The sequence below is a fragment of the Streptomyces sp. CAI-85 genome (assembly GCF_013363615.1).
GTDB classification, from domain to species: Bacteria; Actinomycetota; Actinomycetes; order Streptomycetales; family Streptomycetaceae; genus Streptomyces; species Streptomyces antibioticus_B.
This window is the reverse complement of record NZ_JAANNX010000065.1, coordinates 1-26,873: the sequence shown is the minus strand read 5'-3', so window position 1 is coordinate 26,873 and position 26,873 is coordinate 1. Positions and strand designations below refer to the sequence as shown.

At 72.9% G+C, this 26,873-nt stretch carries 22 protein-coding genes and 1 rRNA gene; 5 read left to right on the top strand and 18 right to left on the bottom strand.

Going from position 1 to position 26,873, the window contains the following annotated elements:
- The 5 genes from G6W55_RS32570 to G6W55_RS32550 all read right to left on the bottom strand — a co-directional run.
- A partial coding sequence (locus tag G6W55_RS32570; protein ID WP_375372495.1) for a ParA family protein occupies nucleotides 1-409 on the bottom strand: 409 nt, incomplete at its 3' end.
- Nucleotides 410-823: 414 nt separating this feature from the next.
- Complete coding sequence (ald, locus tag G6W55_RS32565; RefSeq protein ID WP_175524306.1) at nucleotides 824-1,948, bottom strand: alanine dehydrogenase; 1,125 nt, start codon at nucleotides 1,946-1,948, stop codon at nucleotides 824-826.
- A 134-nt stretch (nucleotides 1,949-2,082) separates the two neighbouring features.
- Nucleotides 2,083-4,239, bottom strand: coding sequence for a tetratricopeptide repeat protein (locus G6W55_RS32560; protein WP_175524305.1), 2,157 nt, complete (start codon nucleotides 4,237-4,239; stop codon nucleotides 2,083-2,085).
- 170 nt (nucleotides 4,240-4,409) lie between these two features.
- Entirely contained in the window at nucleotides 4,410-5,036 is a 627-nt protein-coding gene (locus G6W55_RS32555) for an NUDIX hydrolase (RefSeq protein WP_175524304.1), read from the bottom strand.
- Between the two features lie 99 nt (nucleotides 5,037-5,135).
- A complete protein-coding gene (locus G6W55_RS32550; RefSeq protein WP_175524310.1) occupies nucleotides 5,136-6,800 on the bottom strand; it encodes a CTP synthase in 1,665 nt (554 codons plus the stop codon).
- A gap of 605 nt (nucleotides 6,801-7,405) precedes the next feature.
- Between G6W55_RS32550 and G6W55_RS32545 the strand changes: the two genes are divergently transcribed.
- Entirely contained in the window at nucleotides 7,406-9,208 is a 1,803-nt protein-coding gene (locus G6W55_RS32545) for a glycoside hydrolase family 15 protein (RefSeq protein WP_030796435.1), read from the top strand.
- A gap of 17 nt (nucleotides 9,209-9,225) precedes the next feature.
- Here G6W55_RS32545 and G6W55_RS32540 read toward each other — a convergent pair whose 3' ends face one another.
- Nucleotides 9,226-10,233, bottom strand: a complete 1,008-nt coding sequence (locus G6W55_RS32540; RefSeq protein ID WP_309243858.1) for a DUF5996 family protein — start codon at nucleotides 10,231-10,233, stop codon at nucleotides 9,226-9,228.
- A gap of 153 nt (nucleotides 10,234-10,386) precedes the next feature.
- Between G6W55_RS32540 and G6W55_RS32535 the strand changes: the two genes are divergently transcribed.
- Nucleotides 10,387-11,769: an FAD-binding oxidoreductase gene (locus G6W55_RS32535; RefSeq protein WP_078633016.1), complete on the top strand. Its 1,383-nt coding sequence runs from the start codon at nucleotides 10,387-10,389 to the stop codon at nucleotides 11,767-11,769.
- Nucleotides 11,770-11,848: 79 nt separating this feature from the next.
- Nucleotides 11,849-13,495 (top strand): PucR family transcriptional regulator, encoded by a 1,647-nt coding sequence (locus tag G6W55_RS32530; protein ID WP_078633017.1) that lies wholly within the window; start codon nucleotides 11,849-11,851, stop codon nucleotides 13,493-13,495.
- Nucleotides 13,496-13,501: 6 nt separating this feature from the next.
- Here the strand turns inward: G6W55_RS32530 and G6W55_RS32525 are convergent, their stop codons facing one another.
- From G6W55_RS32525 to G6W55_RS32505, 5 genes are all read right to left on the bottom strand, one after another.
- Nucleotides 13,502-14,629, bottom strand: a complete 1,128-nt coding sequence (locus G6W55_RS32525) for a glycosyltransferase family 4 protein (RefSeq protein ID WP_175524303.1) — start codon at nucleotides 14,627-14,629, stop codon at nucleotides 13,502-13,504.
- Nucleotides 14,630-14,943: 314 nt separating this feature from the next.
- Entirely contained in the window at nucleotides 14,944-16,662 is a 1,719-nt protein-coding gene (gene recN / locus G6W55_RS32520) for a DNA repair protein RecN (RefSeq protein WP_175524308.1), read from the bottom strand.
- Between the two features lie 92 nt (nucleotides 16,663-16,754).
- Nucleotides 16,755-17,660, bottom strand: a complete 906-nt coding sequence (locus tag G6W55_RS32515; protein ID WP_175524302.1) for an NAD kinase — start codon at nucleotides 17,658-17,660, stop codon at nucleotides 16,755-16,757.
- Entirely contained in the window at nucleotides 17,657-18,472 is an 816-nt protein-coding gene (locus G6W55_RS32510) for a TlyA family RNA methyltransferase (protein WP_175524301.1), read from the bottom strand. The genes G6W55_RS32515 and G6W55_RS32510 overlap by 4 nt, the downstream gene beginning before the upstream one ends.
- 7 nt (nucleotides 18,473-18,479) lie before the next feature.
- Nucleotides 18,480-18,791, bottom strand: coding sequence for a hypothetical protein (locus G6W55_RS32505; protein WP_175524300.1), 312 nt, complete (start codon nucleotides 18,789-18,791; stop codon nucleotides 18,480-18,482).
- Nucleotides 18,792-18,833: 42 nt separating this feature from the next.
- Between G6W55_RS32505 and G6W55_RS32500 the strand changes: the two genes are divergently transcribed.
- Nucleotides 18,834-19,181: a sterol-binding protein gene (locus tag G6W55_RS32500; RefSeq protein WP_175524299.1), complete on the top strand. Its 348-nt coding sequence runs from the start codon at nucleotides 18,834-18,836 to the stop codon at nucleotides 19,179-19,181.
- Here G6W55_RS32500 and G6W55_RS32495 read toward each other — a convergent pair.
- From G6W55_RS32495 to G6W55_RS32480, 4 genes are all read right to left on the bottom strand, one after another.
- On the bottom strand, nucleotides 19,165-20,010 hold the full coding sequence (locus G6W55_RS32495) for an ABC transporter ATP-binding protein (protein ID WP_175524298.1): 846 nt from the start codon (nucleotides 20,008-20,010) through the stop codon (nucleotides 19,165-19,167). The genes G6W55_RS32500 and G6W55_RS32495 overlap by 17 nt on opposite strands.
- Before the next feature lie 38 nt (nucleotides 20,011-20,048).
- Entirely contained in the window at nucleotides 20,049-21,119 is a 1,071-nt protein-coding gene (locus G6W55_RS32490; protein WP_175524307.1) for an iron chelate uptake ABC transporter family permease subunit, read from the bottom strand.
- Between the two features lie 5 nt (nucleotides 21,120-21,124).
- Nucleotides 21,125-22,180, bottom strand: a complete 1,056-nt coding sequence (locus G6W55_RS32485; RefSeq protein ID WP_175524297.1) for an iron ABC transporter permease — start codon at nucleotides 22,178-22,180, stop codon at nucleotides 21,125-21,127.
- 65 nt (nucleotides 22,181-22,245) lie between these two features.
- Complete coding sequence (locus G6W55_RS32480; RefSeq protein ID WP_175524296.1) at nucleotides 22,246-23,274, bottom strand: HAD hydrolase-like protein; 1,029 nt, start codon at nucleotides 23,272-23,274, stop codon at nucleotides 22,246-22,248.
- A gap of 71 nt (nucleotides 23,275-23,345) precedes the next feature.
- On the opposite strand from G6W55_RS32480, the gene G6W55_RS32475 reads away from it, so the two are divergent.
- Nucleotides 23,346-24,629, top strand: coding sequence for a DUF1015 domain-containing protein (locus G6W55_RS32475; protein ID WP_175524295.1), 1,284 nt, complete (start codon nucleotides 23,346-23,348; stop codon nucleotides 24,627-24,629).
- A 74-nt stretch (nucleotides 24,630-24,703) separates the two neighbouring features.
- Here the strand turns inward: G6W55_RS32475 and G6W55_RS38395 are convergent, their stop codons facing one another.
- From G6W55_RS38395 to rrf, 3 genes are all read right to left on the bottom strand, one after another.
- Nucleotides 24,704-25,468, bottom strand: coding sequence for a hypothetical protein (locus G6W55_RS38395; protein ID WP_217687664.1), 765 nt, complete (start codon nucleotides 25,466-25,468; stop codon nucleotides 24,704-24,706).
- On the bottom strand, nucleotides 25,360-26,526 hold the full coding sequence (locus G6W55_RS38390; RefSeq protein WP_217687671.1) for a hypothetical protein: 1,167 nt from the start codon (nucleotides 26,524-26,526) through the stop codon (nucleotides 25,360-25,362). The genes G6W55_RS38395 and G6W55_RS38390 overlap by 109 nt, the downstream gene beginning before the upstream one ends.
- 228 nt (nucleotides 26,527-26,754) lie before the next feature.
- A 5S ribosomal RNA gene (gene rrf, locus G6W55_RS32465) occupies nucleotides 26,755-26,871 on the bottom strand.
- Nucleotides 26,872-26,873: the final 2 nt, after the last annotated feature.

Here is a 26,873-nt window from a genome sequence, read left to right as displayed (position 1 = left end):
TGCCGACGCCGCCCTTCTGGTTGCACATCGCGATGATCTTCGCGGGGCCGTGGTCCGTCAGCGGTCCCGGGATCGGGAAGTACGGCAGCGGACGCCCGGTCGGACCGACGCGTTCACGGCGCTGCCGTGCGGCGTCGGGCGCGAGGGTGGCCGCGTACTCCGGGTCGGGCTCGTACTCGGCGTCGGGGTCGTAGAAGTGCCCGTCGGGCAGTTCGTCGTAGTCGGCGAAGTGGTTGTGGGGCGCGCCACTTCCGTCGCCGGCCATGGCGTTCACGTGATGACCGTCCATGCTCTGGTGTGCTGACAGAGCCATGTGGGGGCTGGTCTGGCTCTGGTGGGCTGCGAAGGTTCGGACAGCGACGGAGCCGACAGCCTCGAGCCCCGCGGAACCCGGGCCCCGCGTAGGCATTCCTGGTTGACCACCCCCGGGAGCAAATGTCGACTCATTCACAAGTCGTCTTACCTCCTTGGTGACCAGGAAACTTCTAGACAAGGTCAGCGTGGCACCATGCCGACGGTTGGCGACTCTATGGCGTGTCGGGCGTCCGCAGCAACACAATCCGCCGGACCCGGCCCGATGTGTCGGCAATGAAACATCCCGCTGTCAAGGGCGTACGGCCGTCGCACGACAGGTTTCACCGGTGTGCGAATCGGTCGAAGGGTTACGTTCGAGGCGAGTTGACCGAGTGCCGCAAAGTGACCATACACACATCCGGCCGGACCTTGTGGGCAAGGTCCGGCCGGTCGTGCGTGATTGACACGCCGAGTTGACGTATCGCCTTTACGAAAAGGTGACTTAGCGGCGGGGCTCCGTCGGGTGACCTCAGTCGAGGAGCGTGTCGAGCGCGACGTGCTCCAGGCCGTGCGCCTCGGCGACCTCGCGGTAAACGACCTTGCCGTCATGGGTGTTGAGACCCTTGGCCAGCGCGGCGTCCCGGCGCAGCGCCTCCACCCAGCCGCGGTTGGCGAGTTCGACGATGTACGGCAGCGTGGCGTTGGTCAGCGCGTACGTCGAGGTGTTGGGCACCGCGCCGGGCATGTTGGCGACGCAGTAGAAGACCGAGTCGTGGACCGGGAAGGTCGGCTCGGCATGGGTGGTCGGACGGGAGTCCTCGAAGCAGCCGCCCTGGTCGATCGCGATGTCGACAAGGACACTTCCGGCCTTCATCCGGGAGACCAGCTCGTTGGTGACCAGCTTCGGGGCCTTGGCGCCCGGGATCAGGACGGCACCGATGACGAGGTCGGCCTCCAGACACGCCTTCTCCAGCTCGAAGGCGTTGGAGACGACGGTCTGGATCCTGGTGCCGAAGATCTTGTCGGCTTCCTTGAGCTTGTTGATGTCCTTGTCGAGCAGGGTCACGTGGAAGCCCATGCCGATGGCGATCTGCGCCGCGTTCCAGCCGGAGACACCGCCGCCGATGACGACGGCACGGCCGGCCGCCACGCCCGGGACACCGCCGGGCAGCACACCGCGGCCGCCGTTGGCGCGCATCAGGTGGTAGGCGCCGACCTGCGGGGCGAGCCGGCCCGCGACCTCGGACATGGGGGCGAGCAGCGGGAGCGCGCGGCTCGGCAGCTCGACGGTCTCGTAGGCGATCGCGGTGGTGCCGGACTCCAGCAGGGCGTCCGTGCACTCCTTGGACGCGGCCAGGTGCAGGTAGGTGAAGAGCGTCTGGTCCTTGCGGAGCCGGTGGTACTCCTCCGCGATGGGCTCCTTGACCTTGAGCAGCAGGTCGGCGGTGGCCCACACCTCGTCGGCGGTCTCCAGGATCCGGGCGCCGGCGGCCACGTACTCCTCGTCCGGGATGGACGAGCCGACTCCGGCGTTGCGTTCGACGAAGACCTGGTGGCCGTGGCGCACCAGCTCGTGCACGCCGGCGGGGGTGATGGCCACCCGGAACTCGTTGTTCTTGACCTCGCGGGGGATGCCGACCTTCACGTGGATCACGGTCCTTGGCTCAGAGGGTGTGGGGCATAGCAGGACGAACCCGGAGGCAGCGGGCACACCGGGATACACCGCAGGAGAAGGTGCGGCAGAGCCAGTCTAATGAAGGTGTTCCCGCTGTCTAGCCTTTCAATGCTTCAATCTTCAGCGGATGTACTGCGGATTTCGCAGGCGTTAGCGTCATGTTCCGGCTGTTCTGGCTCAGGAACGCCCTTGCCGGACCGCTTCCGGGGCGGTTCCGCGGCCCCGGCCGGAGCCGGACCGTCGGCGCGCTCCGGCTCGTGTGCGGTGTCGCGCTCCGGCGCGGGGGGCTCCTCTCCCAGGATGCGCTCCGCCGCGCCGCGGTGCAGTCGGGCGGCCGCCGGGTCGCCCAGGTGTTCCAGGGTGTCGGCCAGCCGGAGCTGGACCGCCGCCTGGAGCCGCTCGTCGTCGGCGCGCCGCGCCCACTCCATCGCCTCCTGGCAGGTGCGCAGCGACTCCTCGGGCCGCCCGGCGTACTCCTGGACCCGGGCCAGCTCGCTCAGCGCCCGCGCGTGGGCGGCCGGCTCGCCGTTCTTGCGGTGGCCCGCGGCGGCGGCCCGCCAGTTGCGCTGGGCCTCGCCGTACCGGCCGGCGTAGGTGTGCGCGGTGCCGATCCGGCCGTACAGGCGCGCGGCGTCCGTGCGCTCGTCGCGGGCCAGCCGCTGGGCGAGGGCCCGGCCGAACCAGTCGGCGGCCCGTTCGTAGTCGCCCAGCTCCAGGTGGGCGCCGCCTACGGATTCCATCGCGCGGCCGGTGGCGTACGGGTCGTTCGCCTCGCGTCCGGCGTCCAGCGCCGCCCGGTAGCGGACCAGGGCCTCGGCCGTACGGCCGGTCCTGGCGTCGACGTCGGCCAGGTTCAGCAGGGCGGCGGCGCGTTCCCGGGGCAGGTCGCGGCGTTCGGCGACGTCGAGGACGAGCTGGTGGACGCCGTAGAGGTCGGGGGCGGCGGCCTGGGTGCCGAAGTGCGCGACCATCGCCCGGACGAGCTGGGACATCAGCCGGCGGGCCAGGGTGTCCAGCTCGCCGTCGGCCACGGCGGCGCGGGCGGCGGCGAGCAGGGCGGGGCGGCGCAGCCGCAGCCAGTCGGCGGCGGCCCGGGGGCCGGGGAAGCGCAGGGCGCGGGGGGTGCCCTGGAGCTTCTCACGGGCCTGCGGGTTGTCGGTCTCGGTGATGGCCCGGCAGGACTGGAGCAGCCGTACCGTGCGCTCCAGCATGCGGGCGCGGGCCAGTTGGAGTTCGGCCGGGCGTTCCTGGGCCTCGGCGGCGGCCCGCAGCAGGGGGTGCAGACAGCCGGGGACCTCGTACTCGGGCAGCGGGGAGGGGACGAGCCGCAGCAGGCCGAGGGCGGTGAGGTCGTCCAGGGTGGTGCGGGCGGCGCCCACCGAGCAGCCGGCGAGCGCGGAGGCCGTGTGGGGGTCGACGAGGCCGGCCGGGGCGAGGGAGAGCAGTCGCAGTATCCGGGCGGCCGGTGCGGGCAGCGAGGCGTGCACGAGCCGCAGGATCCGGCTGAGCGGGGTGCCCTCGTCGCCCTCGGCGTGCAGTTGCTTGGCGAGGTCGGCGACGGCGGTCTGGGGGCGGGCGGCGAGCCAGCCGCCGGCCAGGATCAGCGCGGCGGGCTGCCCCTGGCACGCCTCGACGAGCCCCTCGGCGGAGCGGGGGTCGACGGTGATGCGGACCGAGCCGGTGTAGCGGGTGAGCAGCTCCAGGGCGGACTTGGTGTCCAGGCCGCCCAGGGTGCAGGGCCGGACGTCGGAGATGCCGGTGAGGGGGCCCGCGGAGACGGCGACCAGCAGGCATTCGGGGGTGTCCGGGAGCAGGGCGTCGACCTGTTCGGCCCCGGCCGCGTCGTCCAGCAGGAGCAGGACGCGCCGGTCGGCGAGGGTCTCGCGCAGCAGGGCCGAGAGGTCGTCGGCGTCGGCGCCGGCCGGGACCGGTACGTCGAGTCCGTCGAGCAGGTCGCGGGCGGCGCGCTCGACGGGGAGGGGGGTGCCGTCGGGCTCGGAGAGACGGGCGCGCAGGACGCCGTCGCGGTAACGGTCCGCGACCTGCCGGACGAGTTCCTCGGCGAGGGCGGTCCGACCGGAGCCGGGCCGCCCGGCGATCAGGAGCACCCGCGCGCGGGGGGCCTTGCGGCCGGCGATGGTGTCGAGGCCCGCGCGCTCGATGTCGGCGCGCAGTTCCTTCAACTCCCGTGTGCGGCCCAGGAAATGGACCTCGGGTGCAGCGTGTCCCGACAGCTTCACGCCGCCTGTGTCCACTGCCTGATCCGCCACGGGCCACGCTCCCGTCCCACGCACGTGCTGAGCCCGCCGGGACTCCGGACCGGGCCGTTCCAGAGCCTAGTTCACGCTCTGCGACGTTCCCGGCGCGTACGGACGGCCACGACCCCCACTTCCCCCGATCGGATCAACCGATCGTCACATCAGAAGCGGTGGTGTGCCGCCTATGCCTCGAACGGCCGGGCCGGCCACGGCGCCTCGGCCGGGCGGAGGGCGTCGAGGGCGTCGGCAGCGCGGGCCGCGGCCAGCGAGAGGACGCCGACGACCAGGCAGTTGTTGTGCACATCGCCCGCCAGGACCGCCCGGACGAGGTCCTCGGCCGGCACGCGCGCGTGCTCCATGTCGGCCTCCTCGTCCTCGACCTCGAAGCGCTGCCCCTCGGCCTCGGACAGACCCCGCGCGAGGAAGATCCGCACCGCCTCGTCACAGCCCCCGGCGGTCGTGTACACGTCGGTCAGGACCCGCCAGTCCTCGGCCTTGACGTGCGCCTCCTCGTACAGCTCGCGCTGCGCCGCGTGCAGCGGGTTCTCACCGGGCACGTCGAGCAGCCCGGCCGGGATCTCCCACAGCTTGTGCCGGACCGGGTGGCGGTACTGCTTGATGAGCAGGACCCGGTCCTCGTCGTCCAGGGCGAGGACGGCCACCGAGCCGGGGTGGACCTGGTAGTCGCGGCGGACCACCGCGCCCCCGGGCATGACCACCTCGTCCGTGCGGACCGAGGTCTTGTTGCCCACGAAGGGGGTCTCCGTCGACCGGATCTCCCACTCCTCGGGGGTGTCCTTGATCGCCATGCCCTTGCCGCCCTCTCACGTGCCCGTACCCGAACCGAACGAAAACCGGGGTGCTCTCCTTTGAGGGGAAGCACCCCGGTCACCGTAACAACTGACGTGTTACTTGGAATTCTTCCGCTCGACGGCCGCCTTCACGAGGCCGGCGAACAGCGGGTGCGGACGGGTCGGGCGCGACCGCAGCTCCGGGTGCGCCTGCGTGGCGACCAGGTAGGGGTGGACGTCACGCGGGTACTCGACGTACTCGACGAGCTTGCCGTCCGGGGAGGTGCCGGAGAACAGGATGCCCGCCTTCTTCTCCAGCTCCGCGCGGTAGGCGTTGTTCACCTCGTAGCGGTGCCGGTGGCGCTCCTCGACGTACTCCTTGCCGTCGTACACCTCGCGCACGATGGAGCCCTCGGCCAGCTTCGCCGGGTACATGCCCAGCCGCATCGTGCCGCCCATGTCCCCCTCGCCGGCGACGATGTCGAGCTGCTCGGCCATGGTCGAGATGACGGGGTGGGAGGTGGCCGCGTCGAACTCCGTGGAGTTCGCATCCGTGATGTCGGCGAGGTTGCGGGCCGCCTCGATCACGATGCACTGGAGGCCCAGGCAGAGACCGAGCAGCGGGATCTTGTTCTCGCGGGCGTAGCGGATCGCGCCGACCTTGCCGAGCACACCGCGGTCGCCGAAGCCGCCCGGGATGCAGATGCCGTCCACGTCCGCGAGCTGCGCCTTGGCCCCGGCCGGGGTCTTGCAGTCGTCGGAGGTGACCCACTTGATCTTCACGCGGGCCCGGTTGGCGAACCCGCCGGCACGCAGCGCCTCGGTGACCGACAGATACGCGTCGGGCAGGTCGATGTACTTGCCGACCAGGGCGAGCGTGATCTCGTGGTCCGGCTTGTGGACGCGGTCGAGCAGGTCGTCCCAGGTCGTCCAGTCCACGTCGCGGAACGGCAGGTCCAGCTTGCGGACGACGTACGCGTCCAGACCCTCGCCGTGCACCGTCTTGGGGATGTCGTAGATCGAGCGGGCGTCGGGGCAGGCCACCACGGCGGCCTCGTCGACGTCGCACATCAGCGAGATCTTGCGCTTGATCGCGGTCGGCACCTCACGGTCGCAGCGCAGCACGATCGCGTCCGGCTGGATGCCGATGTTGCGCAGCGCGGCCACCGAGTGCTGGGTCGGCTTGGTCTTCAGCTCGCCGGACGGACCGATGTACGGGAGCAAAGAGATGTGCACGACGAAGACGTTGTCCCGGCCGACCTCGTGACGGACCTGGCGGACGGTCTCCAGGAACGGCAGCGACTCGATGTCGCCGACCGTGCCGCCGACCTCCGTGATCACGACGTCCACCTCGTCCGTCGCCATCCGGCGGATGCGGTGCTTGATCTCGTTGGTGATGTGCGGGATGACCTGCACGGTGTCGCCCAGGTACTCGCCGCGCCGCTCCTTGGCGATCACCGTCGAGTAGACCTGGCCGGTGGTGACGTTCGCCGAGCCGTCGAGGTCGCGGTCGAGGAAGCGCTCGTAGTGGCCGATGTCCAGGTCGGTCTCGGCGCCGTCGTTGGTGACGAACACCTCACCGTGCTGGAAGGGGTTCATCGTGCCCGGGTCGACGTTCAGATAGGGGTCGAGCTTCTGCATCACGACCCGCAGGCCCCGCGCCTTGAGCAGCATGCCGAGGCTGGAGGCGGTGAGCCCCTTGCCGAGGGAGGAGGCGACACCCCCGGTGACGAAGATGTGCTTGGTCGTCGTGGTGCTGTTTCGAAAAGCAGCCGGCGGCATGGCCAAGAGGGGGCTCCCGTGGTCGCGGTCTGGGGGTGCGGTACGGCACTGTGCGGCCGGAGTTCTCCGGGGGTGCCGTCGCTGCGGTTCGGGGGTTTTCGAGCCCACCGGTCCACGGGCTACCAGGGTATCAGCGCCTCGGAGAGATGGCTTCCGCGCACGCTGCGCGCACACGCCGACACGGCACGCGTACGGGACGGCCCGGAAGGCGGGGGAAGAGCCGGGGCGAAACCGGTCGGACGGACACGGGCGGGACCACTTCCGGGACCCGCACACCACCGCTCACCAGGCACGCATCCGCTGCTCACCCGTTCGGCCCACCCGCGTTGCCCGGAGCGGCACGCAGATCATCTACGTGCGTCGTATCCTGCTCGGACACTCGCTGCCGAGCCCGCCGGCCGAACACGGCACCACCCCCGTCCGTATCCACCGGAACAACGAGAGCTCGTCAGTTCGTTGAGCAAGAATTGGCGTTTTGCCCATACGGCTGAGCGGCTGCTTTGCTTCACCGCTCAACGACGCATTACAACGACCCCCTTGACCGCACTAGCGACAGCCCCCTTTTTTCGCATGGGGGTGACGTGGCCGTTCGACTGGAGTTGCACGTGGCCGGGCGCATCGAAGACTACGCACTCATCGGAGACATGCAGACCGCTGCCCTGGTCTGCCGTGACGGGACAGTGGACTGGCTGTGCCTGCCCCGCTTCGACTCGCACGCGATCTTCGCCGGTCTGCTCGGCACCGAGGAGCACGGATTCTGGCGGCTGGGCCCGGCGCACGCCTCCGACGCCCCGCCGCCCCGCGCGGCCCGGCGCACCTACCGGGGCGACTCGCTGATCCTGGAGTCCGAGTGGGACACCCCGCGCGGCACGGTCCGGGTCACCGACTTCATGCCCCCGCGGGACGGCGCGCCGCAGCTCATCCGCATCGTCGAGGGCGTCACGGGCCGCGTCCCGATGCGCTCCACCCTGCGGATGCGGTTCTCCTACGGCCGGGTGGTCCCGTGGGTGCACAAGCACGACGGCCGCACGGTCGCCGTCGCCGGCCCCGACTCGGTGTGGTTCGACACCGACTGCGAGACCTACGGGAAGTCCCTGACGACGTACGCGGACTTCACCGTCGCCCCCGGCGACCGGATCGCGTTCACCGTGTCCTGGCAGCCCTCGCACAAGGAGCCGCCGGCCCTGCCCGAGCCCGAGCAGTCGCTGGAGGCGACGGAGGAGTTCTGGCGCGAGTGGGTCGAGCACTGTACGTACCACGGGCCCTACCGGGAGGCCGTGATCCGCTCCCTGATCACCCTCAAGGCCCTCACCTACGCCCCCACCGGCGGCATCGTCGCCGCGCCCACCACCTCACTGCCCGAGGACATCGGCGGCGTCCGCAACTGGGACTACCGCTACACCTGGCTGCGGGACGCGGCGATCACCCTCTCCTCGCTGCTGCGCACCGGCTACCGCGAGGAGGCCCGCGCCTGGCGCGAGTGGCTGCTGCGCGCGGTCGCCGGCGATCCGGAGAACCTCCAGATCATGTACGGCATCGCCGGCGAGCGGGAGCTGGGCGAGGCCGAGCTGGACTGGCTGCCCGGCTACGAGAACTCCGCCCCGGTCCGGGTGGGCAACGGCGCCGCCCATCAGCTCCAGCTCGACGTGTACGGCGAGGTCACCGAGGCCCTGCACCTCGGCCATATGACCGGCCTCGCGCGCAACGACTACGCGTCCCTGCTCCAGCTCAAGCTGATCCGCTACCTGGAGCAGCACTGGGACGAGCCCGACGAGGGCATCTGGGAGGTGCGCGGCCCGCGCCGCCACTTCGTGCACTCCAAGGTGATGGCCTGGGTCGCGGTGGACCGCACCATCAAGCTGATCGAGTCCGGTGACGCGGACGGCCCGCTGGAGCGCTGGCGCGAGCTGCGCGACGACATCCACCGGGACGTGTGCGAGAAGGGCTACGACAAGGAGCGCAACACCTTCACCCAGTCCTACGGCTCGAAGGAGCTGGACGCCTCCCTGCTGCTCATCCCGCAGATGGGCTTCCTGCCGCCGGACGACAAGCGGGTGATCGGCACCATCGAGGCGATCCAGCGCGAGCTGTCGACCTCGGACGGCTTCATCCTGCGCTACCCGACGCAAGGGGACCACGAGGGCGTGGACGGCCTCCCGGGCGACGAGGGCGCGTTCCTGGCCTGCTCGTTCTGGATGGCGGACGACCTCGCGATGATCGGCCGGGTGGACGAGGCCCGCAAGCTCTTCGAGAAGCTGCTCTCCCTGCGCAACGACCTCGGTCTGCTCGCCGAGGAGTGGGACCCGCGCCTCCAGCGCCAGGTCGGCAACTTCCCGCAGGCGTTCAGCCATGTCCCGCTGATCGACACGGCCCTGCGGCTGACGGCGTCGGGGGCGTACGGGGGCTGAGCGCCCCGGGGCCGGGATCAGCCGCGCCGTTCGCGGCGCCGCTGATCCGCGTGCTCCCGTTCGCGGTGCTGTACGACATCCGTCGGGGTCGTGCTCATGTACCAGCCGTCGACGCGCGGACCGACGAGGTCGGACGGCCAGCCGGCCGTCTCGACCGCCGCGTCGTAGACCGCGTCGCCGAACGCCACGATCGCCCGCCGCGGGTCCGGCGTCTCCCTGAGCGCGGACCACGGCAGCAGGACCAGCCCCGCGTCGGGATGCCACGCGGCGCCCTCCACACCCCAGGACCGGTCCGCGAGCCCGTCCGGCTGGGGCCAGATGTAGGCGTACATGCCGGTGTGCGGCGCCTTGGCGTCCCCGAAGGAGAACCCGACCGACACATAGGCGTGGAGCTGGGCGTTCTGCTGGAACGGCGGCCGGTCCGGCTCCGGCACGGTGCGCTCGGCACGCCACCGGGTGGCGGACAGGTCGAAGCCGCCCCACATCACACCGACCCGCGGCCGGTGCCCCAGGAACGGCGCCTGCCACTCCTCCAGCCCGTCGGCGGCGAGGTCCAGCGCGGTCCACATCAGACGGGCCGCGCCCGCGTCCCAGCTCCGCGCGGTGCGATCGCCCTCCAGGCCGGCCGGGGCGCCGGGGATCTCGCAGATCCGGGAGGTGCGCGGGGGACGGATGCCGAACTCGGCCGCGGCCCGGCAGAACGCGCCGTAGAAGGAGGCGACCGAGTCATGGGCGAGGGGCAGGGTGCGTGAGCCGCGGTCGGTCTCGATGACCACGTCGCCGTCGAGCAGCCGGTGGTGCACCCGGAAGGTGACGCCCTCGCGCCGCAGCGTCCGCGTGCACAGGCCCCGCGGGGTGACGTCGAGGACGATGTTCCCCCAGCCGACCTCGAAGGGTTCGTCGAGGGTGTACTTGCCCGCGACCTGCACCACGCGGTTCACGTAGTCGACCATCGGGGCCAGGTCCTCGTAGGCCATGGCCGGTGGCGCCGTGCCGTGCTCGCCGTGCTCGCCGTGCTCGCTCACTGCTCGCTCACTGGGGAACTCCCCCTCCCGTCGGCGCGATCGGCGGAGATCTCCACTTTCGCACGGGGCCGGGGACCCCGCCTGATCGCGGGCCCGGGGGACCCGTTCTAGGCTGGAATGGCCCACAGCCCCTGTTGCGGAAGGGGGCGCCCCATGGCCTCCCCATCGAAGGCGGGCGCGGCCCTCGCCGCGCTGCGCGAGGATCTGGTCGGCGATGTGTTCGCCCCGGGGGACCCCGGCTACGACGAGGCCCGGACCGTCTTCAACGCGATGATCGACCGGCGTCCGGCGGTGATCGCGCAGTGCGTGGACGAGAACGACGTCGTCCGGGCGGTGCGGTTCGCCCGGGAGCTGGACCTGAAGATCGCGGTGCGCGGCGGCGGGCACAGCGTGGCGGGCAGCGCGCTGGGCGACGGCGCCGTGGTGATCGACCTGCGGCACATGCGCGCGGTCACCGTCGATCCCGAGGCCCGTACGGCGCGGATCGCGGGCGGCGCCACGATGAGCGACCTGGACCGCGCCTGCGAGCCGCACGCCCTCGCCACCACCGGCGGGCGCGCCTCCACCACGGGCGTGGGCGGCTTCGTCCTCGGCGGCGGCACCGGCTGGCTGGACCGCTGCCACGGGCTGGCCGTCGACAATCTGCTCGGCGTGGACCTGGTCACCGCGGACGGCCGGCGGGTGCGGGCGGACGCGGACGACGACACGGACCTGTTCTGGGCCCTGCACGGCGGCGGCGGGAACTTCGGCGTCGCCACCTCCCTCACCCTGCGGCTGTACGAGCTGCCGGAGTTCGCCATCGCCCTGCTGCTGTACCGCCCCGAGTTCGGCCGGGAGGCCGCCCGCACCTACCGCGACGTGATCGCGGCCGCCCCCGACGAGGCGAGCGGCGCGGTGCTGTATCTGACCGCTCCGCCCGAGGAGTTCGTCCCGCCGCACCTGGTGGGGAGCCTGGTGTGCGGGGTGCTGCTGACGTACGCCGGGTCCGAGGCGGATCTGCGCAAGGTGGCCGAACCGCTGCTGGCGCTCCCGCACGAGGGGGAGGTCGTCGGCGCGCTGCCGTACGCGGACGTGCAGTGCATGCTCGATGATCCGCCGGGGATGCGGAACTACTGGTCGGCGGAGTATCTGACCGGCGCGCCCGACGACTACGTGGAGGTGTTCTGCGCGCGTGGCGAGGACCTGCCCGTGCCGACGGGGACCCTGCACGCGCTGTTCCCGCAGGGCGGGGCGATCGCCGCCGGGCCGCACGAGTTCCCGGTGCCCTACCGGGACGCGCCGTGGGGCGTGCACCCCTTCGGGCTCTGGGAGGACCCGGCCGACGACGAGCGCTGCATCCGCTGGGTGCGGGACGTCCGGGCCGACGCGCGGCCATGGAGCACGGGCGCGGTCTACCTCAACTTCATCGGCGACGAGGGCGCCGACCGGGTGGTGGCCGGGGTGGGCGCCGAGAACGCCGGGCGGCTGGCGCGGGTGAAGCGGGCCTACGACCCCGACAACGTCTTCCGCTTCAACCACAACATCCGGCCCGCCTGAACGGCCGGCGCCGTGACCTCCGGGTTCGCCCCGCCCCCGGAGATGCTGCCGGAACCCGCGCGCGGGTAGCGTCCGCTGCATGGACAGCCGTACGGACCACCGATTCGACAGCCAGGGCGCGGGCATCACCGTGCGGCGCGCGCTGGAGCTGCCCGGGCTGCGCAGCGGGCTCCCCGAGATCCTGGCGGGCGGCGAGCGGCTGGGCCGGACCGTGCGCTGGGTGCACGCGGGCGAGGTCCCGAACATCGCCTCGCTGCTCAAGGGCGGCGAACTCCTCCTGACCACGGGCTACGGCCTCGGCACCCGCCCGGCCGAGCAGCGGGCGTTCGTGCGCACCCTGGCCGAGCGGGGCATCGCCGCCCTGGTGATCGAGCTGGGCCCGCGCTTCACCCGGCTGCCGGCGGCGCTGGTGGAGACGGCGCGGGCGACCGGGCTGCCCCTGGTCCAGTTGCACCGCGAGGTGCCGTTCGTGGCGGTCACCGAGGAGATCCACACCGAGATCGTCAACGGCCACTACGCGCTGCTCCAGCGGGCCGAGGAGGTGCACCGGCGCTGTACGGAGGCGCTGCTCGGCGGCGGGGGCATCCCCCAGGTGCTGGGCATCCTGGCGGACTTCAGCGGCAACCCGGTGTTCCTGGAGACGACGGACGGCCAACTGCTCTACGCGGCCGGGGAGGGTCCGGAGGGGGCGGATCCGCTCCAGGTGTGGGAGGGGATGCGCGGCCCGCACAAGGACGCGCCGCCGCCCGCCGGTTCGGTGCTGGTGGACGTGCCCGGCGGCGGCCCGGGGGCGGGTTCGGTACGCGCCCGGCTCGTGCTGCTGCCCGTACGCGCCCCGCTCGCACCGGTGCACCGGATCGCCGCCGAGCGGGCGGCCGGGATCCTGGCCGTGGTGCTGATGCAGGCCCGCCAGGAGGAGGAGCTGGCGGCACGCGGCCGGGGCGACTTCCTCACCGACCTCGCCGAGGGCCGGATCACTCCGGAGGACGCGCCGGCGCAGGCGCGGGTCCTCGGCTTCAAGCCGGGCTCGGGACCGCTGCTGCCGGTCGTGATGCGGATCGGCGACACGCTCTCCCCCGGCGGTGGCTGGGCGGTGCTGGCGCGGGCGGTCGCCGAGGAACTGGCGTCGGTGGGCGTGCCGGTGCTGCTCGGGGTGCGGCCGGTGGAGGGCCGGGTGCCGCTGCTGCTGGGGCTGCGCACGGAGTCGGAGCGCTCGGCGGTGGCCGACCGGGTCGCGGCGGCGCTGCGGGCCGGGGTGGAGCGGGCCGGGATGCAGCGTCCGGGCGCCCCGCCGCCCGTGGTGGTGGTCGGGGTCGCGGGCGGCTGGGCGGCGGCCTCGGCGGGCCTGCGGCACGCGGCGGAGACGGCGACCGCGGCCCAGGGGCTCACCGACCGGCCCTGGTACGACGCCCGGCGCCTGGACATCGACCTGCTGCTGTGGCGGCTGCGCGACCACCCCGACCTCGCGGCGTTCGTGGACCGTGCGATCGGTCCGGTCCGCGACCACGACCGGCGCTCCAAACCGCCCCTCCTGCCCACCCTGGAGACGTACTTGGCGCATGCGGGCCGCAAGGCGGAGACCGCGCGCGAGCTGCATCTCAACCGGCAGACGCTCTACAACCGCCTCGCCCGCATCGGGGAGTTGCTCGGCACCGACCTGGACGACCCGCAGACGGTCCTGGCGTTGAGCCTGGCCCTGCGCGCACGCCGGCACGCGCAGCAGTGAGCGGGCTCAGATCATGGGCCGGGGCTGCGTCAACTCGTCGTAGACGCTGAGGACCTGGGCCACGGTCTCGTCCTCGGTCGGCCAGGTCGCGGCCTGACGGCTGCCCAGGTCCCGCAGCTCCGCGCACCGTTCGGGATCGCCGAGCAGACCGGCGACGGTCTCGGCGAAGGCGTGCGGATCGTCGGCCGGCACCAACGCGGCCGCGTCGCCGACGAGTTCGCGGATGCCGCCCTTCGCGACGGCGACCAGCGGCACGCGCGCGTACAGGGCCTCCTGTGCCAGGACCGACCGGGACTCGGCGCGGCCGGGCAGCAGCGCCAGGTCGGCGGCGGCCAGCAGGGTGCCGACGTCGTCGCGCCGCCCGATCAGCCGGACGGGCAGTTCCTCCTCCTCGATCCGGCTCTGGAGCTCCGGGCGCAGCGGCCCCTCCCCCGCGACGACGACCAGCGGCACGGGATCGAGGTCCCGCCAGACGCGGGCGGCGTCCAGCAGCAGGCCGTAGCCGCGACGGCGGTCCAGGGAGCCGACCGCCATCAGCAACGGGCGCTCGACGGCGCCGAGTTCGGCACGCACCTTGGGGTGCGGCGGCTCGCCGTCCTCGGGGCCCTCGACGGCCCGGGGCCGGGGCAGCGCCACGGCCGCGAGGCGCGCGTCCCGGGCGCCCGTACGGCGGGCCCGGTCCACCAGCTCCGACGTCGTGCCGAGCACCACGGCCGCCGCCCTCGCCACCCGGCGTTCGAGAAGCCGCAGCAGATGCGCCCGGGCGCCGTCGGCGTGCGCCCGGTTGTGCCAGGTGACGACGAGCGGGGTGGTGCGGCCGCCGAGCGCGAGGACGGCCCGGAAGGAGGCGTGCAGTCCGTGCGCGTGGACCAGGTCGGCGTGCGTGCAGGCGGCCCGCAGCGCCGCCACGGAGCCGGGGTCGCTGCTGCGGGGCACGGGCACGTGTTCGGCGCCGGCGCCCGTGAAGTCGTAGGTGTGATCGGCGTCCACGGGGGCGCACACCGTCACGCGCACGCCCCGTGCGACGAGCCCGGCGGCCAGGGAGCGCACATGCGCGCTACTGGCGGCGTTGCCGCCGCCCAGCACCTGGACGGTGCGCAGCGACGACTGGCCGTGCGGTGAGTGGCTGCTCACGTGGGCCGGGGCTCCTGGTTCGGCGTCGGACGGTCACGAGGAAAGTGCGGTCACGAAGAAAGTACAGAAGGACGGGACGCAGGGGTGAACCGCTCGGATTCCTCCACGAACTACGCCCAAGGATGCCAGCACGCACGGGTGTTCCGTGCCGCCGAGCGCCGCGGCGTCCGGCGACACGGCGGCACACGTCACCCACACGAGTGAGAAAAGTCGGGGTTCCGTTCGATTACCGTCCGACTGCGAAGCCGGACCCGACCCCGAACCCGATCCCGGATCCGATGCCGGGTCCGATGCCGGGTCCGACCCCGGCTCCGCTACCCGTCCGCGCGTGCCGTCGCGAGCAGTTCCTCCGCGTGCGCCCGGGCCGTCTCGGAGTCCTCCTGGCCGGCCAGCATCCGGGACAGCTCCCGGATCCGCTCCTCGCCCTCCAGGACCTTCACTCCGGACCGGGTGACCGTCCCGTCGTTCGTCTTCTCCACCAGCAACTGCCGGTCGGCGAACGCGGCGACCTGCGGCAGATGGGTGACGACCACGACCTGCGCGCTCTTGGCGAGCTTCGCGAGCCGCCGCCCGATCTCCACCGCCGCCTTGCCGCCGACCCCGGCGTCGACCTCGTCGAAGAGATACGTCGGCACGGGGTCGGTGCCCGCGAACACCACCTCCACGGCGAGCATCACGCGCGACAGCTCACCGCCGGACGCGCCCTTGGCGATCGGCCGGGGCGGAGCGCCCGGATGCGGGGCGAGCAGCAGCTCGACCTCGTCGACACCCGACGGGCCGTAGGCGACCGTACGGCCGCCGACCTCGACGCCCTCCGGGTCCTCGGTCTGCCGCAGGGCGAACGACACGCGCGCGTGCGGCATCGCCAGCGACGCCAGCTCGGCCGTCACCGCGGCGGCGAACCGCTCGGCGGCCTCCGTGCGGGCGTCCGTCAGCGCCTGCGCGAGCCCGCCCAGTTCGGCGCGCAGCCCGTCCCGTTCGGCCGTCAGCTCGTCGATCCGCTCGTCGTCGCCGTCCAGCTCGGTCAGGCGCGCGGCGCTCTGCTCGGCCCAGGCGAGGACGGCGTTCACGTCCTGGCCGTACTTGCGGGTGAGCCCGGTCAGCGCGGCCCGCCGCTCCTCGACGGCCGCCAGCCGCAGCGGATCGGCGTCGAGGTCGTCGGCGTACCCGGCCAGCTCCCCGGCCACGTCACCCAGCAGGATCCCGATCTCGCCGATCCGGTCGGTGAGCGCGGCCAGCGCCGGATCGTGCGAGCGGACGGCCTCCAGGGCCCGCTGGGCGCCCGCGACGAGCGTCGCCGCGTCGATGCCCTCCGGGTCCTCGGGGTTGCCCGCGAGCGCGGCGTGGGCGGCCGTGGCGGCCGACGACAGCGCCTCGGCGTGCCCGAGCCGCTCCGCCTCCTCCGCCAGCTCCGTGTCCTCGCCCGCGCGCGGCTCGACACCGGAGATCTCGTCGAGCCCGAAGCGCAGCAGATCGGCCTCCTGGGCCCGCTCCCGCGCGCGGGTGACGATCTCGTCCAGCTCGACGGCCACGGCCCGCAGCCGCCGGTACGCCTCGGTGTACTTGGCCAGCGGCACGGAGACCGCGTCCCCGGCGTACCGGTCCAGCGCCTGCCGCTGCCGGGACAGCTTCAGCAGCCCCTGCTGGTCGGTCTGGCCGTGCACGGCGACCAGTTCGTCCGCCAGCTCGGCCAGCACGCCCACCGGCACGCTCCGCCCGCCGACGTGCGCCCGGGAGCGCCCCTCGGCGGAAACGGTACGGCTGATGAGCAGCGCCCCGTCGTCCAGCTCGGCCCCGGCCTCCTCGGCCCGGACCGTCACCGGGGCGCCGGCGGGCACGGAGATCCGCCCCTCCACGACCGCACGCTCGGCGCCGATCCGCACGAGCGCGGCATCGGCCCGCCCGCCCAGCAGCAGCCCGAGGCTGGTGACCACCATGGTCTTGCCCGCACCCGTCTCACCGGTGACGGCGGTGAAGCCGGGCGACAGTTCGACGACAGCGTCGTCGATGACTCCGAGCGACCGTATCCGCATCTCCTCCAACACGGAGAAGACCTTACGAGGTCCGACCGGAGAAGTGCGAGGCACCCTGTCACCCGAGCGAGTGGAGGACCGTCCCGCGTGCCCTAGTTCCGGGCCCCGCGCCACCCCGCGACCGGCAGTGCGAACTTCGCGACCAGCCGGTCCGTGAAGGACGCGTGGTGCAGGCGCGCCAGCCGCACCGGCACCGCGCCGCGCCGCACCTCCACGCGGGCGCCGGGCGGCAGCTCGAAGGTCCGCCGCCCGTCGCACCACAGCACACCCGGCGGGATGTGCGGCAGCAGCTCCACGGCCAGCACCGAGTTCGGCGAGGTCACCAGCGGCTTGGCGAACAGCGCGTGCGCGCTGATCGGCACCATCAGCAGCGCCTCGACCTCCGGCCACACCACCGGTCCGCCGGCGGAGAACGCGTAGGCCGTGGACCCGGTGGGCGTGGACAGGACGATCCCGTCGCAGCCGAACCCGGTGACCGGCCGGCCGTCGATCTCCAGCACGACTTCCAGCAGCTTCTCGGCGCCCGCCTTCTGCACGGCCGCCTCGTTCAGCGCCCAGTCGGTGTGCACGATGTCGCCGTTGCGGTGCACGACGACGTCGACGGTCATCCGCTCCTCGACCTCGTACGCCTTGGAGACGACCCGGTCGACGACCTTGTCGAGGTCGTCGCGCTCCGCCTCGGCGAGGAAGCCGACACTGCCCAGGTTGACCCCGAGCATCGGCACCCCGGACGCGCGAGCGAACTCCGCGCCGCGCAGCAGCGTGCCGTCACCGCCGAGGACGATGAGCAGCTCGCACCCCTCCAGGCACTGCGGGGTGGCCTCGGAGACCAGCTCCACCTCGTCCGGCACATGCAGGTCGGCGGCCTCGTACTCCAGGACGCGCACCCCGATGCCCTCGCGCAGCAGCCCCTTCACCACCAGCTCCGCGCTGCGGATCGCGGCGGGCCGGCCCGTGTGGGCGAGCAGGAAAACGGTTCGGGTTCGGTTCGGTGTCAACGGGGCCCCTCCGCCACTGCGCGGTCGACATCGGCCGGGTCCAGGGCAGGCGCCCCGGCCCGGAGCCACAGAAAGTACTCGACATTGCCCGAGGGCCCGGGCAGCGGGCTGGCGGTGACGCCCTTCACCCCGAGCCCCAGGTCCCACGCCTTGCCGGCGACGCCGCGCACCGCCTCGGCCCGGAGCTGGGGGCTGCGTACGACGCCCCCACTGCCGAGCCGTTCCTTCCCCACCTCGAACTGCGGCTTGACCATCATGACCAGATCCGCGTCCGGCCCGGTACAGCGTGCCAGGGCCGGCAGCACCAGCCCGAGCGGGATGAAGGACAAGTCCCCCACGACAAGATCCACAGGCTTCCCATCGATCGCTTCAAGCGTCAACTCGCGTACGTTCGTACGGTCCTTGACGGTGACGCGTTCATCGCTCTGAAGAGACCAGGCGAGTTGTCCGTATCCGACGTCCACGGCGACGACGTGCGCGGCGCCCGCCCGCAGCAGCACGTCGGTGAAGCCCCCGGTGGAGGCGCCGGCGTCCAGCGCGCGCCGCCCCTTCACGAGCAGCCCCTGCGGCACGAACGCCTCGAGCGCCCCGGCGAGTTTGTGCCCGCCCCGGGAGACGTAGTCGGGATCACCGGCGTCGACGGCGACGACGATCGCGGCGGCCGTCTCCACCTGGGTGGCCGGCTTGGTCGCGACGGTCTTGCCGACGGTGACCCGCCCGGCCGCGATGAGCTGCCCGGCGTGCTCCCGCGAGCGCGCGAGCTTGCGGCGGACCAGCTCCGCGTCCAGACGGCGGCGTGCGACTCCTGCCACGTTCGGTTCAGCTCCTGTGTTGTCCGTACGGTGCCGGGGGCGCCGGAGGTCCCGGGCGGGCGTCGAGCGCGGTGAGCGCGTCGCGCAGCCCCCGGTGTACATCCTCGTACACCTCGACGTGCCCGTCGGTGGCGAGGTGGTCGGCGTCGGCCAGCCGGCCGAGCTGGGCGTCGACCTCGGCGTGGCCGGTGAGGATGCGGGGGACGGCCAGCGGGGCGGGCGCGGCGGGGTCGTACTCCGGTTCCACCCGCGTGTTCTCCGCTGCGGCCGCGGGCCCGTCCACCGGCTCGGGGACGCTCTCCGGCACTGTGTCGCTCATGCCCAGACGCTACCCCGAACCGCTGGGGTACCGTCGGTCGCGATGGCGACGATCGAGGAGTGCCGGGCGGCGCTCGAGAAGCTCTCCGACTCCATGGGCTCCGCCGAGGGCGACGTCCGGGCGGCCGCGTCCCTGGACCGCTCGGTGAGCTGCCGGATCACCGACCTGGACGTGACCTTCGTCGGCCGGATGACGGGCGGCCGGATCGTGGTCCACGACACCCTCCAGGGCCCTCCCCCGGAGAAGGCCCAGATCAGGCTGGCGATGACCGGGGACGACCTGGTCGCCCTGGTCGACGGCGAACTGCACTTCGCCAAGGCGTGGGGCTCGGGCCGGGTGCGGCTGGAGGCGGGTCTGCGCGATCTGTTCCAGCTCAGGAAGCTTCTGTAGCGGCCACCCGGGCGGCCCGCGCCTTGCGGGCGGCCGGCACGACCAGCGGCGTTCCCGTCTCCGGGTCCTCGATGACCTGACAGCGCAGCCCGAACACCTGCTCGACCAGCTCGGCGGTGACGATGTCGTTCGGCGCGCCCTGCGCGATGACCTCGCCGCCCTTCAGCGCGATCAGATGGGTGGCGTACCGGGCCGCGTGGTTGAGGTCGTGCAGGACGGCGACGAGCGTACGGCCGTGCTCCTCGTGGAGTTCGGCGCACAGGTCGAGGACGTCGATCTGGTGCTGGATGTCGAGGTAGGTGGTCGGCTCGTCGAGCAGCAGCAGCGGGGTCTGCTGGGCGAGCGCCATCGCGATCCACACGCGCTGCCGCTGACCGCCGGACAGCTCGTCCACGTACCGCTCGCCGAGTTCGGCGACGCCGGTGCGCGCCATGGACTCCTGGACGACCCGCTCGTCCTCGGCCGACCACTGGCGCAGGATGCCCTGGTGCGGATAGCGGCCACGGCCCACCAGGTCGGCGACGGTGATGCCGTCCGGCGCGACGGACGACTGCGGCAGCAGGCCGAGCGTGCGCGCGACCTTCTTCGCCGGCATCGACTGGATGACCTGCCCGTCCAGCAGCACCCGGCCCCGGGAGGGCTTCAGCATCCGCGACAGGGCGCGCAGCAGCGTGGACTTGCCGCACGCGTTGGGGCCGACGATCACGGTGAAGGAGTTGTCCGGTATCTCCACCGAAAGCTGTTCGGCGATCACCCGCTGGTCGTAGGCGAGGGTGACGTTCTCGGCGGACAGGCGGTTCACGGTGCTCCCTGGGTTGTTCTTGTTCATGTCCGGCCCACCCCTGCTCACGTCCGGCCCGACCGTGCTCATATCCGGCCCGCCCTGCGCTCGGTGACCAGGAGCCACAGCAGGTAGACCCCGCCGAGCACGCCGGTGACGACGCCCACCGGAAGCTGTCCGTCACCGAACAGCCGCTGCGAGGCCCAGTCGGCGGTGACCAGCAGGGCGGCGCCCATGCAGAGCGACGCGACGAGGTTGGGGCCGGGCGAGCGGGTGAGGCGGCGGGCGAGCTGCGGCGCGGTGAGCGCCACGAAGCTCACGGGGCCCGCGGCAGCGGTGGCGGCGGCGGTGAGCAGCACGGCCGACACCATCAGCACCAGCCGCACCCGCTCCACCCGCACCCCGAGCGCGCCGGCGACGTCGTCGCCCATCTCCGTCATCCGCAGCCCGCGCGCGTGGGAGAGGACGAGCGGGACGAGCACCCCGACCAGGACGAGCAGCGGCCAGACCTGCTTCCAGTCCCGGCCGTCCAGCGTCCCGGTCATCCAGACGACGGCCCGCGCCGCGTCCACGAAGTCGGCCTTGGTGATCAGATAGCCGTTGACCGCCGTGGCGACGGCCGACACACCGATGCCGACGAGCACCAGCCGGTAGCCGTGCACGCCCCGCTTCCACGCCAGCAGATAGATCGCGGCCCCTGTCACCAGCCCGCCGACCAGCGCGCCGACCGTGACCTGGGTGGTGGTGCCGGAGAACAGCACGATCATCACGAGCGCACCGGCCGTCGCCCCCTGGCCGAGGCCGAGCACATCGGGGCTGCCGAGCGGATTGCGGGTCACGGCCTGGAACAGCGCCCCGCCGAGCCCCAGCGAGGCCCCGACCAGCAGCCCGACCAGCACCCGGGGCAGCCGCAGCTCCTTGACGACGAGCTGCTGCCCGGCGTTCCCCTCGCCGAACAGCGTCCTGACGACATCCCCGAACGAGATCGGGAAGTCGCCGGTGCCGATCAGCACCACGCTCGCGGCGAACGCGGCGGCCAGCAGCAGTACGACGACCACCAGGGCCCGTACGTCCAGCCGCACCGACAGCCCGCCCGGGGTACGCAACGCGCGCGTGCCCGTCGCCGTCCCGGTGACCGGCTTCCCGGTCTTCTCCACGGTCCTCACAACTGGGCCGTCCTCCGCCGTCGTACGAGAAAGATGAAGACCGGCCCGCCGATCACCGCGGTGACGATGCCGACCTGGACCTCCGCCGGACGGGCCACGACCCGGCCGAGCACATCGGAGCCCAGCAGCAGCACCGGCGACAGGATCGCCGCGTACGGCATGATCCAGCGCTGGTCGGGGCCGGTGAAGGAGCGGACCACGTGCGGGACCATCAGCCCCACGAACACGATCGGCCCGCAGGCCGCGGTCGCCGCCCCGCACAGCACGGTCGCGGCGAGCATCGACAGCGCCCGGGTCCGGTTCAGGTTCGCGCCCAGCGCCCTGGCCGTGTCGTCGCCCATCGCCACCGCGTTCAGCGGCCGGGCGAGGGCCAGCGCCAGCAGCGACCCGACGACCAGGAACGGCACCACCTGCCGGATCGTCTCGTCGGTCGCCGAGGACAGCGAACCCACCGTCCAGAACCGCATCCGGCCGAGCGCCGCGTCATCCATGATCATCACGGCCTGGAGATAGCCGTAGAGCGCGGCGCTGATCGCCGTACCGGCCAGCGCGAGCCGCACCGGTGTGGCGCCCCGGCTGCCGCCGAGGAACCAGACCAGCGCGCCGACCGCGGCCGCGCCGAAGAAGGCGAACCACACATAGCCGTTCAGGCTGGTCACACCGAAGAACGTGATGGCCGTGACCACCGCCGCCGAGGCGCCGGCGTTCAGACCGAGCAGCCCCGGGTCGGCCAGCGGATTGCGGGTGAGCGCCTGGAGCACCGACCCGGACAGCCCCAGCGCCGCCCCGGCGAGCAGCCCCAGCACGGTCCGCGAGATCCGCTCGTCGACGACGACGTCCGCGTACGTCCCCGAGTCCGCGAACAGTCCGTGCCAGACCTGCGCCACGGACAGCTCCTTGGCGCCGACGGCGATGCTCGCCACCGCCACCAGCAGCAGCACCGCCACGGCGACGAGCAGACCCACGGAGCGGATCACCCGGCGTCTCGGGGACGCGGGGGGCGCCGGGGCGGCGGATTCCGCGTTCTGTTCGGGAAGACTGTCGACCAACACGCGGTTAGGTTAGCCTACCCTCCTAAGTGACCCGAAACGCCTGGTCAGGGCCCTACCGGTCGGGTTCACAGCCCCAGCCGCGCCAGCGCCTTCCCGCCGTCCAGCGCACAGCTCTCCGGGCCCGCCGCCGTCCAGGCCGCCGCGCACAGCGCCCGCAGCCCGTCCAGCGCGTCGCCCTCGCCCGCCAGCTCCAGCCGCTCCGCGCCCGCCGTCGCCGTCCATCCGCCGCAGCGGAACCCGGCCCCGTCCGCCGCCACCTCCGGCTGCCCGGTGAGCAGCCCGCGCAGATCGGCGTCCACGAACGTCGGCCGGTGTTGCGGCGGCGCCGCCAGCAACTGCGCCCCGTCGGTGACCCCGGTCAGCACCAGCAGCGAGTCCACCTCGCCGTTGAACGCCCCCTCGATGTCGGTGTCCAGCCGGTCCCCGACCACCAACGGCCGCTCCGCGCCCGTCCGCAGGATCGTCTCCCGGTGCATCGGCGGCAGCGGCTTCCCCGCGACCTGCGGCTCCGCCCCGGTCGCGATCCGTACGACCTCCACCGCCGCACCGTTGCCCGGCGCGATCCCCCGCCCGCTCGGAATCGTCAGATCGGTGTTCGACGCGAACCACGGCACCCCGCGCGCCACCGCGTACGACGCCTCCGCGAACCGCCCCCACGTCAGATCGGGCCCGCCGAACCCCTGGACCACGGCCGCCGGGTCGTCGTCCGCCGACTCCACCGGCTCGAGCCCCCTCTCCCGCAGCGCGACCCGCAGCCCCTCGCCGCCGATCACCAGCACCCGCGACCCCGCCGGCACCTGCTCGGCGATCAGCCGCGCCACCGCCTGCGCCGAGGTGATCACATCACCGGCCGCCGTCGGTATCCCCAGCTCCGTCAGATGCCCGGCCACCGCGTCGGGCGTCCGCAGCGCGTTGTTGGTGACGTACGCGAGCCGCATCCCGCCCGCCCGCGCCGCGTCCAGCGACGCCACGGCGTGCACGATCGCGTTCCCGCCCGCGTACACCACGCCGTCCAGGTCGAGCAGCGCCGTGTCGTACGCCTCGCTCAGGGCCTGCCCACTGCCCTCGGGCCTCGTCCTGACGCTCCGGCTCATTGCACATCGCTCCTCGTTCACTCGTTTCACCCGATCATCCCGCATGCCACCGACACACGTACGATGCCGGGATGAACACAGCAGGTCACTCGGAAGCAACGGCGCCCCGGGGCCTGGAACTCACCCCGTTCCGAGGTCTGCGCTACGACCCCGACCGGGTCGGCAGCCTCGCCGCCGTCACGTCCCCGCCGTACGACGTCGTCGTCCGCCCCGACGGCCTGCACCACCTCCAGGACGCGGACCCGCACAACATCGTCCGCCTGATCCTCCCCCAGGCCGTCACCCCCACCGCGCGCAACGACCAGGCCGCCGACACCCTGCGCCACTGGCTCGCCGAGGGCGTCCTGACCGCCGACCCCGAACCCGCCCTGTACATCTACGAACAGCGGCACGCGGACGGCATGATCCAGCGCGGTGTCATCGGCACCCTGCGCGTCTCCGACCCGGCCGAGGGCGTCGTCCTGCCCCACGAGGACGTCATGCCGCACGTCGTCGCCGACCGCGCGGCCCTGATGCGCGCAACCCACGCCAACCTCGAACCGCTGCTGCTCACCTACCGCGGCGACGGCACGGCGGCGGAGATCGTGGACCGCACCGCCGAACGCCCCCCGCTGCTCTCCACCACCACCGAGGACGGCTACAGCCACCGCCTGTGGTCCCTCACCGACCCCTCCCACCTGGCCGACATCCAGAACGACCTCGCGCGCCACCAGGCCCTCATCGCCGACGGCCACCACCGCTGGGCCACCTACCTCAGGCTGCGCGCCGAGCACCCCTCCCCCAGCCCCTGGGACCACGGCCTGGTCCTGCTGGTCGACACGGCCCGCTATCCGCTGCGCGTCCGCGCCATCCACCGTCTGCTGCACGGCCTGCCGGTCGCGGAGGCCCTGGCGGCCGTGGACGGCCTGTTCCGCGTCCGGCGCCTGGACGTCCCGCTCCCCGAGGCCCTCGACGCCCTCGCGGACGCGGCCTGCGCCGGCAACGCCTTCCTGCTGGCGGGCGACGACGCCTTCCACCTCCTGGACCGCCCCGACCCGGAGCTGCTGGCCCGCACGGTCCCCCAGGACCGCCCCGAGGCATGGCGCACCCTGGACGCCACGGTCCTGCACGCCGCGCTCCTCGACCACGTCTGGCGCATCCCCGAGGACGACCCCGCCCGCATCGCCTACATCCACGACACCGCCGCCACGGTCCGCAAGGCCCGACGCGACGGCGGTACGGCGGTGCTGCTGCACCCGGTGCGCGAGGAGGTCGTCCGCGACCTGGCCCGACAGGGCGTCACGATGCCCCGCAAGTCGACGTCGTTCGGCCCGAAGCCGGCGTCGGGGCTGGTGCTGCGCGCGCTGGACCTGTGAACACGGAACGCGAAAGGGGCGGGAGCCCGGCCACGGCCGGGCTCCCGCCCCTTCCCTGTCACCGCTGACGGAGGTCAGTCCTCGTCGCGGTCGTCCACCTCGTCGGCGTCCTGCTCGTCCTGCTTCTCCGCCTCCGCGCCGGTGGCCGTGGACTCGTCCTCGGTCAGCGCGTCGACGAACTCCACACCGTCCAGCTCGGCGAGCCGGTCGGAGGCGTCCGTGCTGCCGTCCCGGTCCGCCTCGACCGCCTTGGCGAACCACTCACGGGCCTCGCCCTCACGCCCGGCGGCCAGCAGCGCGTCGGCGTACGCGTACCGCAGCCGCGCGGTCCACGGCTGCACGGAGCTGGACGCCAGCTCGGGGCTCTGGAGGGTGACGATGGCCGCGTCGAGCTGGTCCATGTCACGCCGGGCACCGGCGGCGACGAGACGCATCTCCACCTGGCCGGCCTTGTCGAGCTTGTTCACCTCGGGGGCACCGGCCATGTCCAGCGCCTTCTCGGGCCGCCCGAGCCCACGCTCGCAGTCGGCCATCACCGGCCACAGCTCCACCGACCCGGTCATCCGCCGCGCGGCCCGGAACTCGGCGAGCGCCTCGCTGTACTTCTGGTTGGCGTACGCCGCGAACCCGGCCGCCTCCCGCACCGCGGCGACCCTCGACGCCAGCCGCAGCGCGATCTTGGAGTACGCGTAGGCACCCTCGGGGTCCTCGTCGATCAGCCGCGCGACCATCACCAGGTTGCGGGCGACGTCGTCCGCGAGCGTCTTCGGCAGGCTCTGGAGCTCCTGCCGTACGTCCTTGTCGATCTCCTCGCCGGTGACGTCCTCCGGGATCGGCAGCCGCTTGATCGGCTCACGGTCCCGGTCCCGCTCGTCACGGAAACGCCCGCCGCCACGACGGTCGTCACCGCGCCGGTCGTCACGCCGGTCGTCCCTACGGTCGTCCCGTCCACGGAACCCACCGGGCCTGCCGCCACGGTCGTCCCGCCGGAAGCCGCCGGGGCGCCCGCCGCGGTCGTCGCGGCGCTGGTAGCCACCGCCACCGCCACGGTTGTCGTCACGGCGGAAGGGGGGACGCTCGCCACGGTCGTCCCGGCGATCGTCGCGCCGGTCGTCACGACGGAAACCACCACGGTCGTCACCACGCCGGTCGTCGCGACGGTCATCCCGTCGGTCGTCGCGACGGAAGCCCTGGCCGCGGTCGTCGCGGCGGGGGCCGCGGTCACGGTCGCGGTCGTCGCGCTGGAAGGCCGGACGACCGCCACGGTCGTCACGTCGGTCGTCGCGGCGCGGGTAGCCACCGCCACCACCGCGGTTGTCGTCACGGCGGAAGGCCGGACGGTCGCCACGGTCATCACGACGATCGTCACGGCGGTCATCACGCCGGAAACCACCACGGTCGTCACGACGGTCATCCCTGCGGTCGTCGCGCCGACCGTAGCCGCCACGGTCGCGGTCCCGTTCGCCGCCGTATCCACCGCGGTTGTCGTCACGACGGAAGGGCGGACGCTCGCCACGGTCGTCGCGCCGGTCGTCGCGACGGAAGCCCTGGCCGCGGTCGTCGCGACGGGGGCCGCGGTCACGGTCGCGGTCGTCCCGCTGGAAGGCCGGACGGCCGCCACGGTCGTCACGGCGGTCATCGCGACGGTCGTCACGGCGCGGGTAACCACCGCCACCACCACGGTTGTCATCGCGACGGAAGGCCGGACGGTCACCACGGTCATCACGACGATCGTCACGGCGGTCATCACGCCGGAAACCACCACGGTCGTCACGACGGCCGTATCCGCCGCCACCGCCACCGCGGTTGTCGTCACGCCGGTCGTCGCGCCGGCCGTACCCGCCGCCGCCACCACGGTTGTCGTCGCGGCGGAAGCCACCACGGTCACCACGCTCACCGCGGTCTCGGTCGCCGCGGTAACCGCCGCGATCGCCCCGGTCCCCACTGTCCCGTCGCCGCTGGTCGCGCTCCGGTCGATCGTCGGGAGAGTTGGTGGACATGGTGACTCCTGTCTTCGGTACCGCAAGTCATTCTCGCGCAGTCGGGAAGCCCGCGCGCTCCGGAAAAACAAAAAGGACCCCTGGTCCCAGCGTGAACGCTGGGACCAGGGGTCCTTCCAAAGATTGTTCGGCGGTGTCCTACTCTCCCACAGGGTCCCCCCTGCAGTACCATCGGCGCTGTGAGGCTTAGCTTCCGGGTTCGGAATGTAACCGGGCGTTTCCCTCACGCTATGACCACCGAAAC